Source organism: Sulfurimonas sp. (genome assembly GCF_041563035.1).
Lineage (GTDB): Bacteria > Campylobacterota > Campylobacteria > Campylobacterales > Sulfurimonadaceae > Sulfurimonas.
Map to the genome: position 1 here is coordinate 24713 of NZ_JBFFNS010000006.1, position 17811 is coordinate 42523.

Sequence of the window (17811 nt, forward strand, 5' to 3'; positions counted from 1 at the left end):
GGGCAAAGTTAAATGCCCTTTAAATTTGAGAGTGGTTCTACTCTTCTTCTGCAGTTTTTTCTTCGTTGTGTACAGGTTTCATTGCCGGGAACAATAAAACATCTCTTATGGAGTGCTCATTTGTTAAAAGCATAACAAGTCTATCTATCCCGATACCTTGACCAGCTGTAGGAGCCATTCCATAGCTAAGGGCATCTATGAAATCTTCATCCATTTCGTGAGCTTCATCATCACCGGCATCTTTAGCATCTACTTGACCCTTGAATCTTTCATACTGATCAACAGGGTCATTTAACTCGCTAAATGCATTAGCTATCTCACGACCCGCAATGAAAAGTTCAAATCTCTCTGTAATAGCAGGATTTTCATCACTTCTGCGGGCAAGAGGAGATATTTCTACTGGATACTCAGTAATAAAAGTAGGATCAATAAGTTTTTCTTCAACAAACTCATCAAAAAGTTCTCCTTGAAGTTGACCTAAGTTCATTCCAGGTTTTACAGTAAGATTTTTAGATTTTAAAAATTCTACAATTTTTTCTTTATTGTTTACAACGTCAAGTGGAACACCACCAATAGTAGTCAGTGATTCTATGAGTGGAACTTCAGTAAAGTTATCAAAATTAACTTCCATATCACCGTAAGGAAGCAGAGTCGGAAGATTTAAGTGATCAAAAAGGTATTCAAAGTACTCTTTTGTTATTTTTATTAAATCTTTGTAAGTCTTGTAAGCCCAGTAGAACTCAATAGATGTAAATTCAGGATTATGAGTAGCGTCCATACCTTCATTTCTAAAGTTTCTGTTTATCTCAAATACTGCTTCAAATCCACCAACAATTAGTCTCTTCAGGTAAAGCTCTGGAGCAATTCTTAAAAATCTGTCTATTCCAAGTGCATTGTGATGAGTAACAAAGGGCTTAGCATTTGCTCCACCTGCAATTGGATGCATCATAGGAGTTTCAACTTCTAAGAAACCTTTGTCTTCAAAGAAACGTCTAGTAAGTGAAATAACTTTTGAACGAATTTTAAATGTCTTACGAACATCAGCATTCATAATAAGATCTAAATATCTTTTTCTATATCTGATCTCTTTATCTGTAACACCGTGAAATTTTTCTGGAAGAGGTGCAATAGCCTTAGTTAAAAGTTTCAGATCTGTCGCGTGAAGTGATAGCTCGCCCTTTCCAGTTACAAAAGGGTAACCGTTAACTTCAATGATATCACCAACTTCGATGTTCTTTTTGAAAATAGTATTGTAAAAATCTTCTGGTAGATTATCTCTTGCTACATATACCTGAAGCATACCGCTCTCATCTTCAATCTTTAAAAAACTTGCCTTACCCATAATTCTAAGAAGCTTGATTCTACCACTTACGCAGTAGTGACGGTTCTCATCTCTTTGATCTTCTTTTTCTGCTACATCAGAGTTTACATTTAAATATTTTTCAATAGTTGTGTTTCTGTGAGAGTCATTTGAATATGGATTAAAACCAGCTTCTCTTAAAAGCTGTGCTTTTTCTATTCTTTGTTGTATAAACTTATTTTCAAAAGCCAATATATTTCCTTGTTACTTAATTTATTACATAAAATAAGCAAAGCTTATTTTACTACGCTTGGACCGCTGTGGTCACTAAAGCTAGGTTCTTTATGAAGCAGATTATCTATCTTTAGAGAAACTTTACTTCGTGAGTGCTTAGTTAGCTTTGACAGCTTGAACAGATGCCATAAATTTGCATTGAGTGGTCTTCCATTTCAAATCCAAGTTCTTTTGCAATATGGTGTTGTCTATCTTCTATTTGCTCGTCAACAAACTCTGTAATACTTCCACACTCTGTACAGATAAGGTGATCATGGTGATTTTTTGCACCAAGTTCATATTTTTTACCTTGTGCGCCAAATGATAGTGAAGTAACCATGTTAGAATCTTCTAGCAGTGATAGAGTTCTGTATACTGTAGCTATTCCAGTCTTTAAGTCTGGAAACTTCTCTTGTATAAGGTGATGCAGTGATTCTGGTGTTAGATGCTCATCAGAATTGTAAAGAGTCTCTAGTATAACTTCTCTTTGAATTGTAAACTTTAGAGAGTTCTTTTTTAAAAGAGTTTTAAAGTCACTTAATAGTTGCTCATACTCAATAGTTCTATCATTAAAATCAGTTGTTACTGTTGGCATAATTATTTTTTCTCCTGCATCTTAGATTCTATTTCTTCTTTTGTTTTTTCTACGATTTCTTGAGTTGATGTTTTTACATTCTTAGTTACTTCATCAGTAACCTTGTCTATACTTTTGTTTATATCATCACTTATCTCAACCGGATCAAGTTTCATAATGAAGGCACCGGTACTAACTAAAGCAGGAAATAAAAAGCTATTTTCCATAGGAGCTTCTAAAGTAGACTTAACAGCTTTAATATTATAAGCAGCATGGGCAATTACAGCAGCGATTAAAAAGAACTTACTGGCACCAAATACAAATCCTAGTATTCTATCAAAAATTCCAAGACCGCTAAGCAAACTAAGCTTTTTAAATATATATCCTATACCGATCATAAAAATCCAGAATATTGCGAGTGTTACTAAAAAACCTGCAAAACTTATAGCAGCACTGTTTTCAAATTTGAAAATCATATCGCTTAGTGCTTGTCCAACAGAATCACCAACACGTGAGGCTACAAATATACCACCGATAATTCCAACAAGTCCGAAAACTTCTTTGAAAAACCCATTAAGTATTCCTTTTAGACCCAGCATTAAAATGATAACTGAGGCTATTAAATCAAAGTAGTTAAATTCCATACTATTTCATTTCCGCATACATTTGATTTTTCCCACTGTTTTTAGCTTTGTAAAGAGCTTTATCCGCTCTGGCAACTAGAGAGTCAGGAGTGTCTCCTTTAGCGTATCTTGTAGTTCCGATACTCATAGTAACTCTAAGTCCTTCACCTTTATAGATAAGCTTATTACCTCTAACAAGATCAAGAAGTCTGTTAGTGATTTTTTTACAGTGAGCATCATCAATACGGTTTAAGATAATTATAAACTCTTCACCACCATATCTAAATACTTTATCCCCATCTCTAAGAGTTTTCTTTAGAATGTTTGCTATAAAAATTAAGACTTTATCTCCGGCTACATGACCATACTTATCATTAATATTTTTAAAATCATCAATATCTAAAATAAGCATATGAAATTCATACGGGAGTTCATTGTTTGAACATACACTTTTAAGATAAGAAGAAAGAGCACGTCTGTTGAATACTTTTGTAAGTGAGTCTAAATTTGATTTTTCTTCTAAGGTTTTTACTTGGTTTGTTAGTTGTGAAATAATTTCATTTGCTTTTTTAACTTCATCACTCATGTGAGTTTGAATTTCATCAAATTTACTTGTAAGTGAAGGTAAATCGATATGTTGTGCATTACATTCCATGAGTGTTCTCTCATGCATCTTAGTAAGTTTTTGTATATTTGCATTTGTATTTGCATATGAAGATAAGCTTTTATTTGCTATGTCTTTGTAGGCATTATGAAATAGAGTCTCTGCAAAACCGGCACTACTCATATCTTCATCACTAACGTTCATGATTAGTTGAGCAGATTCTTGAAGATAATTAGCAACTTGTTCTTTAGTCGCTTCCTCTTCCTCATCTATCATTGCTTGAAGTTCTTTACACATTTCGTTAGCGAGAGATATTAGTTCATCTTTTTGCATAGCTATATCCTAGTAAAATATTCTGGTATTATACTAGGATAAGCATAAAAAAAGCTTTTGTTGAGTAGATATAATATTATTTGTACCTAATCAGAGCTATTTTAGGTGTTTTAATGTAGAATAGCAAAAATTATAAATTTAAGGTTTTATTATGAGTATTTGGAGTCCTACCAGTTGGAGAGAAAAGCCAATTTTACAACAACCAACTTATCCAAACAAAGATGAATTAAACAGAGTTTTAAAAGAGTTAGAGAACTATCCACCACTTGTATTTGCAGGAGAAGCACAGAGACTTAAGAGTCAACTTGCTGATGTGGTAGAAGGAAATGCTTTCTTACTACAAGGTGGAGATTGTGCTGAGAGCTTTAGTGAATTTCATGCTGATAATATCCGTGATACGTTTAAAGCTTTAATGCAGATGGCAGTAGTTATGACATATGCAGGCGGTGTCCCTGTTGTTAAAGTAGGTCGTCTAGGCGGTCAGTTTGCTAAGCCTCGTTCTAGTGATACAGAGACATTTGACGGTATTACACTTGATTCTTACCGTGGTGATATTATTAACGGTGTAGAGTTTACTCCAGAAGCCCGTGTTCCGGATCCAGAACGTATGATTAAAGCTTATAACCAAGCAGCAGCAACTCAAAATCTACTTCGTGCATTTGCTACAGGTGGTTTGGCAGATTTACATCAAGTACATAAATGGAATCTTGCTTTTGCTCATAAAACTGAAGTTTCACAAAAGTATGAAAAATTGGCTCAAGAGATTGAGAATTCTTTAAAGTTTATGCAAGCTTGTGGAATCACATCCAAAACATATAGAAACCTTAGAGAGACAGACTTCTATACATCTCATGAAGCTCTTTTACTTCCATATGAAGAAGCTTTCACTAGAAAAGATTCAATAACAGGTGACTGGTATGATACTTCTGCTCACATGTTATGGATCGGTGATAGAACTCGTCAACTAGATGGTGCACATGTTGAGTACCTAAAAGGTGTTAAAAACCCTATCGGTGTTAAAGCTGGACCAAGTATGGATCCTGAAGACTTAATAAAACTTTGTCATACACTAAATCCTGAAAATGAAGCAGGTCGTCTTAACGTGATCGTTAGAATGGGTGCAAATAAAGTTGGCGAAGGTATGCCAAAACTTATTCGTGCAGTAGAAAAAGAAGGTATGAAAGTATTGTGGAGCTGTGACCCAATGCATGGCAATACTATTAAATCATCAACTAACTATAAAACTCGTCCGGTTGATTCTATATTAACTGAGATGAAACAGTTCTTCCAAGTTCACAAAGCTGAAGGTACTATAGGCGGTGGTGTGCACTTAGAGATGACTGGTAAAAATGTTACAGAGTGTATCGGTGGTTCATTTACTGTAACAGAAGAGGATCTAAGTTCTCGTTACCATACTCACTGTGATCCAAGACTAAACGCTGACCAATCTTTAGAACTTGCATTTTTAATCGCAGATACTTTAAAAGAAGCAAAAAAATAGTATAAAACCTTTTAGATAAACTCTTTCAAGAGTTTATCTCTTCTTCCTTCTCTTGTATAGTTAAAAGTTCTTCAATTTTTTGCTCATATTCCTCTTCTAATTTTCCTAGTTCAGATGCAAGTTGACTTATACCTATATCTTCATAACATTTTGGGTCCCCAAGACATTTATTTTTCTTTTCCATCTGTAGTTCAAGTTCTTCTATCTCTAGAGGTAGCTTTTCTAGTGCAATTTTCTCTTTAAAAGTTAATTTTAGAGTTTTTATTTTTTCTCTTACTTCAACTTTTTCTTCTTTAACACTAGCAGCAGCCTCCATTTCATCAAGCTCTTTTAACTCTTTTTCAAGTTCCAGATATTCTGAGTATTGTTGGTGAGACTCTTCTATGTGTTTGTCTTTTTTAAATATAAATAATTTCTTTGCAATCTTATCTACAAAATATCTATCGTGACTAACAATGATGACAGCTCCGGAGAAGTTTGTTAATTGTTCTTCTAAAATGTTGATGGTTGGAATATCTAAATCATTTGTTGGCTCATCCAAAATCAAGATATCAACATCTTTAGTGAAGAGCAGGGCAAGTGCAATACGATTTTTTTCTCCACCACTAAGTACACCTACTTTTTTCTCTAAAAATTCTCTAGGGAAGAGAAAGTTCTTTAGGTATCCATAGACGTGCATATCTTTACCGCGGACACTTACTCTATCACCGCCGTGAGGACAAAAGGTTTCCATAAGGTTTTTATCATCATCAAGCATCTCTCTATGCTGGTCGAAATATCCTATTTTAAACTCACCCTGCTTGATCTTACCGTTTGTTGGTTTTAAGCGTCCTAGCAGTGCTCTAAGCAGTGTTGATTTACCACTTCCATTTGGACCTACTATGGCTATAACGTCTTTTTGAAGTATGCGAGTTGTAAAGTCTTTTAGCAGTTCTTTATTCCCAAGTGTAAGACATAAATCTTCTACTTCAAAGAGCATTTTTTGTTTGTTGATGCTTTTATCGCGGTTAAAATGTTTCGCTTCGCGTTGAAGCTCTACTGACATCTTTCTTATTTTTGCTGGATTGTTCTTGGCATCATCACGCAAAGTCATAAGTCTCTCTTTACGACCTTCGTTTCTTTTAAGTCTTGCTCTAACACCTCTTGCATACCATGCATTTTCTCTTTTTAGAATGTCAAGTAGATTATCATGCTGTTTTTGCAGTGTTCGGATGTGTTCTGCTTTTTGTGTTAAGTAGTCACTGTAACCACCACTGTACTCTCTTAGGGCGCAATCTTCAACTTCTATACTCTTAGTAGCGATTCTATCTATAAAGTATCTGTCGTGAGATATAAAAACAAGCGTAAATTTTTCTTTTAAAATAAGCTCTTCTAAAAACTCAACCATGTATACATCAAGGTGATTGGTAGGCTCATCAAGTAGTAAAATGTCCGGTTTTTGAAGAAGTAGAGAAGCTAACGCTACACGACGTTGTTCACCACCGCTTAGTAATATTATGGGCTTGTCTTCGTATTGCTTTAAATCAAAATGCTGAATGATACGCTCTATCTTATCATCTAAGTTCCAAGCATTATGATGTTCGATGTAGCGAGATAGATTTTCATGCTCATCAATAAGTTTTTTGTTCTCAAAATCATCTGCTAAAAGTAGTGATAGTTCACTGTATCTATTTTTAGCAATGTTTAATTCTCTTAGTCCATCTTCAACAGCTTCTCTAACTGTATGACCTTCTTTGAAGTTGGGTCTTTGGTCTAGCATCTTGATTTCTAAGTCATTACGCGTGATTCTTTCACCACCATCTTGGTCTAGTGTGCCATTTACTATCTTCATTAGAGTAGATTTACCACTACCATTCTTACCGATGATAACTATACGTTCACCCTCATCTACATGAAAATTCACTTCTGTTAAAATCTTTTGTGCTGAGTAGTGTTTTGAAATATTTTGTAGGTCGATTAATGCCATATAATTTTCAGACTTCTTTAATTAAATTTATCTAATAATATCGAGTATATGGTTAATAGGTGCTTTTATTGCTTAAACTTCCTGTCGTGGAACTTATACCATTTACAGCGTTTTTTATTTTTGATTGAGTAGATGTTATATGTAAATTTTCTTCCGCATTCTTGGCACTCAAAGGTAGCACGGTTTTTAAACTTGTTATATTGGACAAATAGAAAATTTCCTACTTGGTCACCTTTCTTATATACTATTTTTTCATTTTTAGCATAGGCTTTTTCAGCTATCAGTGCATCTTCACGCTGTTTTATCAGCCAAGTAGGTTCTGCATCTTCTTCAAACTCATAGTCCATTTTATTTTCCATTATTTAAAGGGGAGTTTTCCCATAACTACATCGTGAGAGTTTACATACTGCTCACATTTCATACCACCGAGGTTTTCACAGGCTTGCTGCCACTCTTTTGAGTGGCCGTCTTTGTTACTATCTCTTATCCCCAGCTTAAAAATAAGAGCGTGAGCATACTCATGCGCTATAACACTATCGACCATATAGTCCATACTCTCTTGCATCACTTTCTTGTTTAGGTATATTTTTATATCACCATTCTTATAAGCAGTGATTCCATATAGTTTTCCTTTAAATTTGTCTGTCACAATGATGGGAACTCTAAAAGAAAAGCCGTAGTTACTCTGCATTAGTTGAAGTACCTCTTGTTCTTTATCTATAATGCGTTGTTTATAGCTATCTGGTATGTCATTAGTTGAGAAAATATAGTTGTCGTAGTAGTTTTTAGAGAGCATTAAAATAGCGATAACTATAATACTTAAAAAGAATATTTCTAGTTTTTTTGTAAACATATTTTATAGGTTTAACTCTGAGATGCAAGAAACACAGTGAGTTGATTCAGGTAGTAGCATCAGGCGACCAAAGATAATTTTTTCTTCACACTCTGCACAGATACCATAATCATCTCTATCTACTTTTTGAATAGCTGTAAGATTTTGTATGATTTTATCTTTGTTATGTTCTTTTTGCAGTTTAGTCATATTGAGAGTATATCAAAAAAAAATATATATCCGATACCTTGGACAAGAAGGTACCGGAACAGGAGAAAAATATTGCTTACCCAATACCACTATAAGTTGATATTGGGATGAAGAATGAAATGTTTATAAATTAGAAGTCATAAGAAGCTACAGCACGGAAGTGATTCATTTTCTTCTCTGCTGTAGCACTACTATCGTACTCACTAGTTCTAATTGCGTTAAATACTTTTAGCATCCATGCTTTTGTCGGTTTGTAAGCTAGGATAATATCAGCTTCAGTTGCATCATTGTTCGGAGTTAAGTTTGTTGGTTTATAACCAATTGTTTTAGACTTACCGTAGTTAGCATAACTCGCGATTATCTTTAAGCCTTTCATAATTGTATAGTGTCCACCAACTTTGTATGCACTAACATCTTGTCTATAAGCATTACGAGAAAATAGTGAACTAGTATAAGCAGGATCAGCACCCCATGCATTTAAGAAACCACTTTTTGCTAATGAAGTCGCACTGTTCTCTTTATCATTTGACTGATTGTAAGCAGCATAAACAGACCATTTTTTATTGCCTATTTTCGCTTTTGCACCCATCAAGCTATAGTTTAATGTTCCAGCTAGTTTATCACCAACTTCACTTTGCTGCAGATACTGAGCACTTAGTGTAAGGTTTGTACCTTTAACTACAGGAAATTTGTAATCAATATCAGCATAAATCATATTTGCAATATCCCAAGCATAGTAATCCCAAAGAGATATTTTTAAACCCTTAATGCCTTTGTATGTTGCTCCAATTACTGTCATGCCGGCTGTATTGGTAGCAATTCCAGCACCCTCTGCAAGACTGTGAAATTCTGCTTGAACTATACCTCCAGCAGCCTGTGTCTCCATAGGTCTTGCTACACCTGCTGTACCCGTTTTCTCACCGATCAGACTCCAGTCTGTCGCTGCTCTAGAACCGTAAGACATTCTTGTAATATGACCAAGATTAAATGAAAAACCAGTAACTTTTTCTGTACCTAACATGTAGGCATCATAGAAGTTTGGCATTAGAGACCATTTGATCTTTGTAAGTGGTGTATTTAAAATTTGACGCCCACCTTTAAATGAAAGCATCTCGTTTTTATACTCTACGTAAGCTTGACCAAGTTCTGATTTATCTTGTCCTTGTGTAGCTGTAAACATACCAAGTGCATTTTTTTTACCGGCATCCCATTTAGTAAGACCGGTATCGCCATTGATATAAAAAGCAGCTCCAAATTTAAGACCATCCAGAACCTCAGGAGTTACATATTTTAGTGTACCCAAGTAACCACTACCGTCATTTGGTGTCCAAGCATTATCTTTATCACTGATAATGTGCATTGCTTTTAGTTGTCCTGAAACAACTCCGCCGCTTAGTAGTGATGTTTCTTCTACTTTTGGAGCATCTGCTGCTTGAAGAACCATAGTTCCTGCAAGTGCTGCTATTGAGATAGCTATCTTTTTCATTTATTCATCCCTTGTTTTTTTGTAACATAATTGTGACAAACTAATGTCAACTATATGTTAGTCTTTTGTTAACGTAATGTTAATGGCCTACTATTTAACAACAAAAGTCTCTTTTTTAAGAATATAAAACTTCTTAGCAACTTCATCTTTTTCAAGACCAAACTTTTTAAGTGCTTTTGGTTTAACTAAGAAGTATCCTAGTGTTACATGTACTTTGTCACCTTGTTGAAGTTGCTTTTTGTATGTAACTACACGTTTTTCATTTGCTTTTATCATAGTGTCTTTGATGACAGCATCTGCTACCCATGGAGGCGTTGGTTTTCCATCTTTTCCAATAACTCTTACAAATACCTCTGGTTTGAACTTCTCAATTTTAGTATTTCTTTCTACGCTAACACGAAGTTGAGATAGGCGTAGTGGATGCAGAAGTAGGGCGTGTGAGCTTTTGTTGTTTACAGCGACTTCAAAACTGCCTATATTTTTCAAGAACTCTAACCCTATATATTTTGAAAGCATATCTTGATGAGTGTGAGCACCTGGAAAGCCGTGAAAACTGTGTTTTTTAGTCTCTCTTACATTTGAAACAGAGCCATCAACTTTTGGCATATGACATGAGACACAGTTAGCTCTGTCCATCTCGTTGCTTATATTTGTAGAGCAGACATTTAGTTTAGCCTTGTTTTTTTTATGGGAATGGCAACCTATACATACATTTCCATTTTGAAAGTTTTTGTTATCGGATGATGAAGTGTGAAATTCACTCTCAATTGCATTCTTCATAGTTCCAAAGTAGTGTTTTTCTTTTTTAGAAACAACATTTGAGTTTGACATATCACCATGTTTGATAGATTCTATACGGTGACAAAATGCACAAGAGATACCTTCTGTATGTGTAGGATCTGTTGCATCCGGAACACCTTTAGTCCCTTTGCCCATCATATCTTTTATGTTGCTTGCAGTCGGTGTATGACATTTGGCACATTTATATTTGCCCTTTTTCTTATTTACAGGATGTCCATCCCATACAGCCTTATGAATAGGGTCTTTAAAGATTGTAGAGTTTTTATGCATAGCAGTCTCATACTCTTGTGTGATCACAGGGTGACAACTTTTACACTCACTATTTGGAGCAAATTTTGTATTTGCGATTAGTGTTGCGCTTAACGTTAGAAATATCGTTAACAGATATTTTACTTTCATACCGGTCCTTTTGACTTAGATGTAAATTCAATGCAAACTATAAAAAAAAGATATGAATTAGCTATTAATACATTGTTAATAGCTTGTTAATGATTAGAGTTCGATTGTAAAACAGTTATAACCATTCTCATATCTGTATGAAAGAGTGTAGTTGTGCTTTTTGAGTATAGCATCTACGATATAGAGACCCAAGCCAAAACTCTCAGATGATTTCATCTCACCTTTTGTAAATGGCTGAATATAATGCTCTAAACTTTCATCCATCTCATCCCCTCGTGAGCAGAAGTGGATGCCATATTCTTCACACTCTATATAGAAATCATTATTTTGTGAATACTTAAGACCATTGTCAATAAGGTTTTTAAAGACTATTGTAAATAGTTCAAAATTAACATCTAATCTTCTTTTAGAAAAGTTATTTTTAATAGAATCGGGCTCTAAAAAGAGCATATCGGTAGCTTGACCTAAAATATCTGTAATCGGGTAGAGTTTTTTTTGAAGTTTTTGGTCGGTTGCAGTAATCTTTTCAATATGTACAAACTCTTTTAAAAGCAGTTCTAAACGCGTAAATACATTGTTTAGTTTTTCTTTAGCCTTAGACTCTTCTATAAATTCTAGAGCTAGTTTACCACTAGTAATAGGTGTTTTACACTCATGAGTGATGTTTCTTAAAAATATAATTCTTGCATGTAGTATATCTCTGATTTTTTTTGCTGATTTGTTAAACTCATTTGAGACTTCTGCAATCTCATCTTTACGAGTCGAAGTAAAGTCTATATCTATATCTCCCTCTCCAAAACGTCGTATCTGTTGCTGTAGATGCTTTAGTGGATATAGACTAATCGCAATAGATAAAAATAGAATCAACATAATCGCTATAAATGCGGCATATAACCACCAAACATAATCAACATTTATAGACTTTGTGTTTTCATCTTTTAGTAGCATAGTCCCAACTTCAGGCGGGACTATTACATATCTAAAAGAGCCTTGCTCATATAGATGAAAATCACCCTTTGCACAAGAGACTGTGTCAAATTTTTTAAGTCCTTGAATACTTTTATATAGGTTAGAATTATCAACTACAGATATCTTGTCTTTTTTCAAGGCTATAAGCAGCTCATCGTAAGTGCTTTCCCCAATCTTCCATCTCATAACAGACATAGCAACATGATGATAGTGAACACGAAGTTTTTCTCTCTCATTTGTAAACTCATGTTTGTGCATTACTTTAAAAAGGGCTGTAGTAGCTACCAGAGCTAAAATAAAAAATATGATAATTCGCAGTAATATAGAGTGTTTATTCATTTTGCATCATTCTGTAACCAATTCCTCTGACAGATTCAAAGTATTTTGGTTCTCTTGGATTGTCATTTAATTTTGTACGAAGTCTACTGATGATTACATCAATACTTCTATCTCCGCTACTCCAGTTCATGCCATCAACGCTGTCTAAAATTTGCTCACGGGAAAATACTATGCCTCTGTTTAAAAGAAAGAGTTTTAAAACACCAAACTCTGCAACAGTAAGATCAAGTGGTTTATCTTTAAAACAAATCTTCATAGTTGTTTTGTCACAACTAAATTCATGGTCTTCAAAAGTCTCACTTGTGTTTACATTATTATTGGCTCTTCTTAGCTGAACTTGTATTCTTGCAATAAGCTCACGAGTATCAAATGGTTTTGGAAGATAGTCATCAGCACCTTTTTCTAATCCAAGTACTTTATCACTGACATTGTCACGTGCAGACATGATTATGATAGGAACAGTATGTTTTTTACGTATAAGTTCACATAGCATGAGTCCGTCCATTTTTGGAAGAGATAGGTCAAGCAGTATAATTTTATAAGATTTTTCTTCCAGTTGTGCGAGTACTTTAAGTGGATCATTTAAAATATCTACGGTGTAGTCACTGTTAATAAGGTAGCTTGCAAGAAGGTCTGATAAGTCTATATCATCTTCTACGATTAGTATGTCTATTTTTTCTTTCATTATTAAATCTTATTATTAGTTTGTTTAAATAAGATTCTAACGAAATAAGTTTTTTTAATACTTTAATGATAGCTGTTTCTAATAATTTATCACAAAGTTATTACAAAAGTAAACATTTTTTACTCTTTGATGTCTTCATAACACAACTCTTTTGCCGTAAACCAATCCGCAATTCCTTGATCATTGTACTGATATTCTCTCTGTTTTGGCGGTATTACACTGTTTCTGATTTTTGAGCGAATTATTCCCATAATAATAAAACTTAGAAGTAGAGTTGCTATAGCAATAAAGTAGTCATACATCAGCCAAACGATAATGGCAACAATATATATAGAAAATTGTAAGAAAATTCTTAGAAGAAAAGATATCAGCTTACATCTTTTTGAATGGAGTTTTGGAGTTGGCTCCATCATCTCTATAAAATCATTTTCCATAAGTTAACCTCTGTTTATTAGCTGAAAAATTATAGCTAAAATAGATTAACTAGAAAATGACTAAACTTACGTGAGTGTATATGACTAAAACAAGTTGATACAACTTGCTTCTATTAACTTTTTTTTGATAAACTTACGAAAATTTACAAATAAGGACATTAAAATGGCTAAACATCAGTTTCAAACAGAAGCAAATCAAATACTAAACTTAATGATTCACTCACTATACTCGAACAAAGAAATTTTCATACGTGAGTTGGTTTCAAACGCTTCAGATGCACTAGATAAATTAAACATGTTAGTTTTAACTGACGAAAAGTATAAGGATGTGACTTTTACACCTCGTATTGATATCGTAGCAAATAAAGAGGCTAAGACTTTAACAATTAAAGATTCTGGTATCGGTATGAACGAAGAAGATTTGATGAACAACTTAGGTACTATCGCTAAGTCTGGTACTAAAGCATTTTTAGAAAATCTTACTGGTGATCAAAAAGCAGATTCTAATCTTATTGGTCAGTTTGGTGTTGGTTTTTACGCTTGTTTTATGGTAGCTCATAAAGTTGAAGTAACTACTAAAAAAGCCGGTGAAGAGCAGGCATTTTTATGGACAAGTGCAGGTGATGGTGAGTTTGAGGTAGAAAACACTACTCAAGACGGTCATGGTACTACCATTGTTATGCATCTTAATGATGATGAAGAAGAGTTTTTAGAAACGCACAGAATAGAAACTATTATCAAAAAATATTCTAATCACATTCCATTTGCGATTTTTATGGATAAAGACAAATTTATTCCAGCTGTAAAAGATGATGATGATAAAGAGATAGAACCTTCAAAAACTGAGATAGAAAATGTACAAATTAACCGTGCAAACGCACTTTGGACAATCTCAAAATCAGAAATTTCAGATGATGAATATAAAGATTTTTATTCTTCAATCGCTCACTCGTCAGAAGAGCCATTAACTTGGATGCACAATAAAGCTGAAGGTGCAATAGAGTACACGACACTTTTCTATATTCCATCAAAAGCTCCAATGGATATGTTTAGAGTTGATTACCAAACAGGTATCAAGCTTTACATTAACCGTGTATTTATCACTGATGATGAAAAAGAGTTAATGCCTACTTACTTAAGATTTTTACGTGGTGTTATAGATTCTAAGGATTTACCTCTAAATGTATCACGTGAGATTTTACAGTCTAATGCAGTTATGGCTAAGATTAAGAATGCATCTGTTAAAAAAGTACTTTCAGAACTATCTAAAATGGCTAAGAAGAATCCTGCAAAATATGAAGAGTTTTTTGCTGAGTTTGGAAACGTACTTAAAGAGGGTCTTTACAGTGACTTCGGTAACCGTGAGAAAATTTTAGAGCTTATGAAGTTTAATACTCTTAACTCTTCAGAGACTCTGATGATCGAAGATTTTGTTAAAAATGTGGATGAAGATAAAAAAGAGATATATTATATTACTGGTAAGACTTCTCTGGCAATGCTAAAAGCTTCTCCTGCGTTAGAGAGATTTAAAGCTAAAGGTATTGATGTCTTAGTTTTAAATGAAGAAGTTGATACTATTATCTTCCCAATGGTTACTGAATACAAAGAATATAAACTTGTTCACGTTGCAGATGCTAAGTTTGAAGAGAGCGAAGAAGAGAAAAAAGCTGAAGAGGAAGTGGCAAAATCTTACGAAGGTCTTGCAAAAGAGTTTAAAGAAGCACTTGGAGATAGCGTAAAATCAGTTGAGACTACTTCAGATCTGGTTGATTCTCCTGTTAAACTAAAAGAAGATAAAGAAGATCCAGCTTACATGATGGCTCAGATGATGAAACAAATGGGACAAGACACTGGAGCACCTGCACCGGCTCCAATCCTTCAGATCAATCCTAAGCATGAGCTTATACTAAAACTTAAAGATGCAACTGATCAAAACCTTATCAATGACGCAGCGCATGTTTTATTTGATCAAGCAAAACTATTTGATGGTATTGAGCTTGATGATACAGCAGGCTTTATTTCAAGATTAAATAGAATTATCACTAAAGCATTATAATTTTTTTTTATATGAGTGCATAAGTAGCACTCATATACTTATTTCATATTTATAGGACATTTTAATAATTAAAATTACAAAAATATGATATTTTAATTGTATGACTTTAGAAAGAAAACAACAAATCGATGAAGAAAAACAAATCTCTATCGATAAGACTCTAAATAAGAGTACTATATTTCTTCAAGACAATATAAACAACTTACAAATACAGGACTATATTTATAGCCCTAATGAAGCTATTGAAGAGCTAGGTTTAGATGCTAAACTAGTGGATCAGTTAGTAGAAGATTATGTAAGTCAGATTTTAAAATCAGAAGCACTTTTTTTGCATCACTTAGAAGAACTGCAAAATACTATGAAAATATCAAGAGGACTTAATTACACACCTCTAAGAGAACTCGCACATAAAAACCTAGGTGTTGCAAGAAATCTTCGTATAAAAGACGGTATAAAAGTTTTAGAAGAACTTATGAAAAAAAACGATTTGGACTATCTTGCACTATGTGTAGAAGCTTTAAGCGCTTGTGCTGTTAGGTTGAAGCCTAAATGTGCACATGAGACAATAACACTTATTAATATTAAAAATTCTTTATAAAAAACTATCTTTTACTTGCAGATTCAGATACTTTTTCTAGCATACCTTTTGGTATCTTTTTATACACGTGGCCTTTATCTAGTGGAAGAGCAAAAGCTAGTACAATAAATACAAATGAAAAAACTACACCACCTAATATACTAAGGATGAGTTTGAGTTGAAAATCATTCATGTAGAGGCATACCTTAAAATTTATTCAGAGATTTCAATTATAACATGTTAAAATCACATATGCTAAGAAAAATAAATATTTACATTTTTTATATTTTGTTGAGTCTTCCTATAGATGCTAAAGAGCCGACTTTAGCGATATTAAATAACACCATATCAAATGCAATTCAAGAGTTTGGTATAGGTGATTATTCATTTGAATGTAGGTCTTATGGTGTTTTGACACTTGAAAAAATGTACAATACTTCTAAATCTGGATCAAGATGCCAAAACAGTATAGACAGGTTATATAGAAAAAATCCTAAGTTAAAAGATTATACACATAGGCTTTTAGAATATAAGCAAACATATCATCTAGAGATAAAAGAGACTGAATGTGTTTTGTATGCAAAAGGGCAGGTTACACTCTCAGAGCTTCTTCTTGCAGAAGGATTAGCAATAAAGAAACCGATGTTTAAAGATGAAGAGTTCGAAAGCTATTTTACCTTGGCACAGAGAAAAGCCAAGATAGAAAATAAGGGATTATGGGCAGAAAAGATTTTTAATAGTTGTATAGAAGAGTTATATAAATAGTCTAATTATTGTTGTTGGTCATATAGACCCAAAACTCTTTGTGCGTATAACCCTTGTTAAGGAAATATAACTGAAGAATTGTTACTCTATATAGAGTGATAAGCATTTTTGCAAAAGGGATAAAAAGACTCAGGCTTACTAAAAGAGATTGTTCTTTATCCCCTTTAGATTCTATCATTTCCTGCATACCTATGTTTTTACTAAGGTATACCCCAAAAAGTATGGAAAACAGAAAGTTTAATGTAAGTCCAAAAATTATATACGCTACGAAGTCTTGTTCATGCATTCCAGCTATCATTCTTATCCTTATTTATATCTCATACAGTTTGAACAAGTCCAAATTATATTTAGTCACTAAAGCTTCGCTACTTGTCGAGAGGTTTTATTGATTTTGAATTTTATCAAAATTATTCTTTTTTACTCATAAGCTTTTATTTTATTTTTTGTATAAAAGGTTCCAAAAGGGATAAGTGAAGCTACAAAAAAAATGATATTTTCACTAAAATCCCATTTGCTGTCTTTCCATGCTTTTACTAGCAAGAGACAAAAAAGTATAAAAAGAATACCATGAATCATACCTGCAATTTTTACTGCCATAGGATAGCCAAATGCGTATTTCATTGGCATTGCAATAAAAAGAAGAAGAAGATATGAATATCCTTCTATTGAGTTGATCTGTCCGAATTTTTTTACACTGTTTTTCATGATTATTATCTTTTTATAAAATTTATAACGGAAGTATATAATCAAAAAGTAACAATTGCACAACTTTAAAAAATTACAAAACAATTGAAAACTTCGTTTAAACATCTTTACACTATACTCTTTGCAAAATTGTAACAAAGGTAAATCTATGGAAACTAACCTAGTATTAGAAGGTTTTAAGTTTATGGGATTAGGAATGGGAACAGTTCTTCTATTCTTGGTTATTATGATTGTGTGCATGAATATCATGTCATATATTGTACATAAATTTTTCCCTGAACCAAAAGCAAGTTTAGAACCAGCAGTGAATACAGCAAAAGATAATAAGAAAATAATTGCAGCAATAACTGCAGCAATATCTCATCATAGAGAAGGTTAA

General features: G+C 33.5%; 21 protein-coding genes. 5 read left to right on the plus strand and 16 right to left on the minus strand.

Annotated elements, in window-relative coordinates:
* Positions 1-37: 37 nt before the first annotated feature.
* From lysS to ABZC13_RS05930, 4 genes are all read right to left on the minus strand, one after another.
* Entirely contained in the window at positions 38-1552 is a 1515-nt protein-coding gene (lysS, locus tag ABZC13_RS05915; RefSeq protein ID WP_373001311.1) for a lysine--tRNA ligase, read from the minus strand.
* Between the two features lie 142 nt (positions 1553-1694).
* Positions 1695-2168: a Fur family transcriptional regulator gene (locus tag ABZC13_RS05920; RefSeq protein WP_373001313.1), complete on the minus strand. Its 474-nt coding sequence runs from the start codon at positions 2166-2168 to the stop codon at positions 1695-1697.
* A 2-nt stretch (positions 2169-2170) separates the two neighbouring features.
* Positions 2171-2791 carry a CvpA family protein gene (locus ABZC13_RS05925; RefSeq protein ID WP_373001315.1) on the minus strand — a complete coding sequence of 207 codons (621 nt, stop codon included), beginning with the start codon at positions 2789-2791 and terminating at the stop codon, positions 2171-2173.
* Position 2792: 1 nt separating this feature from the next.
* The gene (locus tag ABZC13_RS05930; RefSeq protein WP_373001317.1) at positions 2793-3707 is read right to left on the minus strand and encodes a GGDEF domain-containing protein; all 915 of its coding nucleotides are present in this window, start codon (positions 3705-3707) and stop codon (positions 2793-2795) included.
* 148 nt (positions 3708-3855) lie between these two features.
* On the opposite strand from ABZC13_RS05930, the gene ABZC13_RS05935 reads away from it, so the two are divergent.
* Positions 3856-5208: a class II 3-deoxy-7-phosphoheptulonate synthase gene (locus ABZC13_RS05935; protein ID WP_373001505.1), complete on the plus strand. Its 1353-nt coding sequence runs from the start codon at positions 3856-3858 to the stop codon at positions 5206-5208.
* Between the two features lie 25 nt (positions 5209-5233).
* Here the strand turns inward: ABZC13_RS05935 and abc-f are convergent, their stop codons facing one another.
* The 9 genes from abc-f to ABZC13_RS05980 form a co-directional block, all read right to left on the minus strand.
* Positions 5234-7174 (minus strand): ribosomal protection-like ABC-F family protein, encoded by a 1941-nt coding sequence (gene abc-f, locus ABZC13_RS05940; RefSeq protein ID WP_373001319.1) that lies wholly within the window; start codon positions 7172-7174, stop codon positions 5234-5236.
* Between the two features lie 65 nt (positions 7175-7239).
* Positions 7240-7521 (minus strand): hypothetical protein, encoded by a 282-nt coding sequence (locus tag ABZC13_RS05945; protein ID WP_373001321.1) that lies wholly within the window; start codon positions 7519-7521, stop codon positions 7240-7242.
* An 11-nt stretch (positions 7522-7532) separates the two neighbouring features.
* Complete coding sequence (locus tag ABZC13_RS05950) at positions 7533-8027, minus strand: SprT-like domain-containing protein (RefSeq protein WP_373001322.1); 495 nt, start codon at positions 8025-8027, stop codon at positions 7533-7535.
* A gap of 3 nt (positions 8028-8030) precedes the next feature.
* Positions 8031-8216: a TraR/DksA family transcriptional regulator gene (locus ABZC13_RS05955; protein WP_373001324.1), complete on the minus strand. Its 186-nt coding sequence runs from the start codon at positions 8214-8216 to the stop codon at positions 8031-8033.
* 130 nt (positions 8217-8346) lie between these two features.
* Positions 8347-9702 (minus strand): OprD family outer membrane porin, encoded by a 1356-nt coding sequence (locus tag ABZC13_RS05960; protein ID WP_373001326.1) that lies wholly within the window; start codon positions 9700-9702, stop codon positions 8347-8349.
* A gap of 90 nt (positions 9703-9792) precedes the next feature.
* Positions 9793-10902 (minus strand): multiheme c-type cytochrome, encoded by a 1110-nt coding sequence (locus tag ABZC13_RS05965; protein ID WP_373001328.1) that lies wholly within the window; start codon positions 10900-10902, stop codon positions 9793-9795.
* Positions 10903-10995: 93 nt separating this feature from the next.
* On the minus strand, positions 10996-12210 hold the full coding sequence (locus ABZC13_RS05970) for an ArsS family sensor histidine kinase (RefSeq protein WP_373001330.1): 1215 nt from the start codon (positions 12208-12210) through the stop codon (positions 10996-10998).
* Positions 12203-12895 (minus strand): response regulator transcription factor, encoded by a 693-nt coding sequence (locus tag ABZC13_RS05975; RefSeq protein WP_373001332.1) that lies wholly within the window; start codon positions 12893-12895, stop codon positions 12203-12205. The genes ABZC13_RS05970 and ABZC13_RS05975 overlap by 8 nt, the downstream gene beginning before the upstream one ends.
* A gap of 119 nt (positions 12896-13014) precedes the next feature.
* Positions 13015-13329 (minus strand): hypothetical protein, encoded by a 315-nt coding sequence (locus tag ABZC13_RS05980; RefSeq protein ID WP_373001334.1) that lies wholly within the window; start codon positions 13327-13329, stop codon positions 13015-13017.
* Between the two features lie 163 nt (positions 13330-13492).
* Here ABZC13_RS05980 and htpG point away from each other — a divergent pair, with 163 nt between their 5' ends.
* Complete coding sequence (gene htpG / locus ABZC13_RS05985) at positions 13493-15385, plus strand: molecular chaperone HtpG (RefSeq protein ID WP_373001336.1); 1893 nt, start codon at positions 13493-13495, stop codon at positions 15383-15385.
* Between the two features lie 100 nt (positions 15386-15485).
* Entirely contained in the window at positions 15486-15983 is a 498-nt protein-coding gene (locus ABZC13_RS05990) for a hypothetical protein (RefSeq protein WP_373001338.1), read from the plus strand.
* Between the two features lie 4 nt (positions 15984-15987).
* Here the strand turns inward: ABZC13_RS05990 and ABZC13_RS05995 are convergent, their stop codons facing one another.
* Positions 15988-16155, minus strand: coding sequence for a hypothetical protein (locus tag ABZC13_RS05995; RefSeq protein WP_373001340.1), 168 nt, complete (start codon positions 16153-16155; stop codon positions 15988-15990).
* Positions 16156-16199: 44 nt separating this feature from the next.
* Here ABZC13_RS05995 and ABZC13_RS06000 point away from each other — a divergent pair, with 44 nt between their 5' ends.
* Positions 16200-16727, plus strand: a complete 528-nt coding sequence (locus ABZC13_RS06000) for a hypothetical protein (RefSeq protein WP_373001342.1) — start codon at positions 16200-16202, stop codon at positions 16725-16727.
* 1 nt (position 16728) lies between these two features.
* On the opposite strand, the gene ABZC13_RS06005 is transcribed toward ABZC13_RS06000, so the two are convergent.
* Both ABZC13_RS06005 and ABZC13_RS06010 read right to left on the minus strand, forming a co-directional pair.
* Positions 16729-17025 carry a hypothetical protein gene (locus ABZC13_RS06005; RefSeq protein ID WP_373001344.1) on the minus strand — a complete coding sequence of 99 codons (297 nt, stop codon included), beginning with the start codon at positions 17023-17025 and terminating at the stop codon, positions 16729-16731.
* Between the two features lie 119 nt (positions 17026-17144).
* The gene (locus ABZC13_RS06010; protein WP_373001346.1) at positions 17145-17432 is read right to left on the minus strand and encodes a DUF3817 domain-containing protein; all 288 of its coding nucleotides are present in this window, start codon (positions 17430-17432) and stop codon (positions 17145-17147) included.
* A gap of 148 nt (positions 17433-17580) precedes the next feature.
* On the opposite strand from ABZC13_RS06010, the gene ABZC13_RS06015 reads away from it, so the two are divergent.
* Positions 17581-17811, plus strand: coding sequence for an OadG family protein (locus ABZC13_RS06015; RefSeq protein WP_373001348.1), 231 nt, complete (start codon positions 17581-17583; stop codon positions 17809-17811).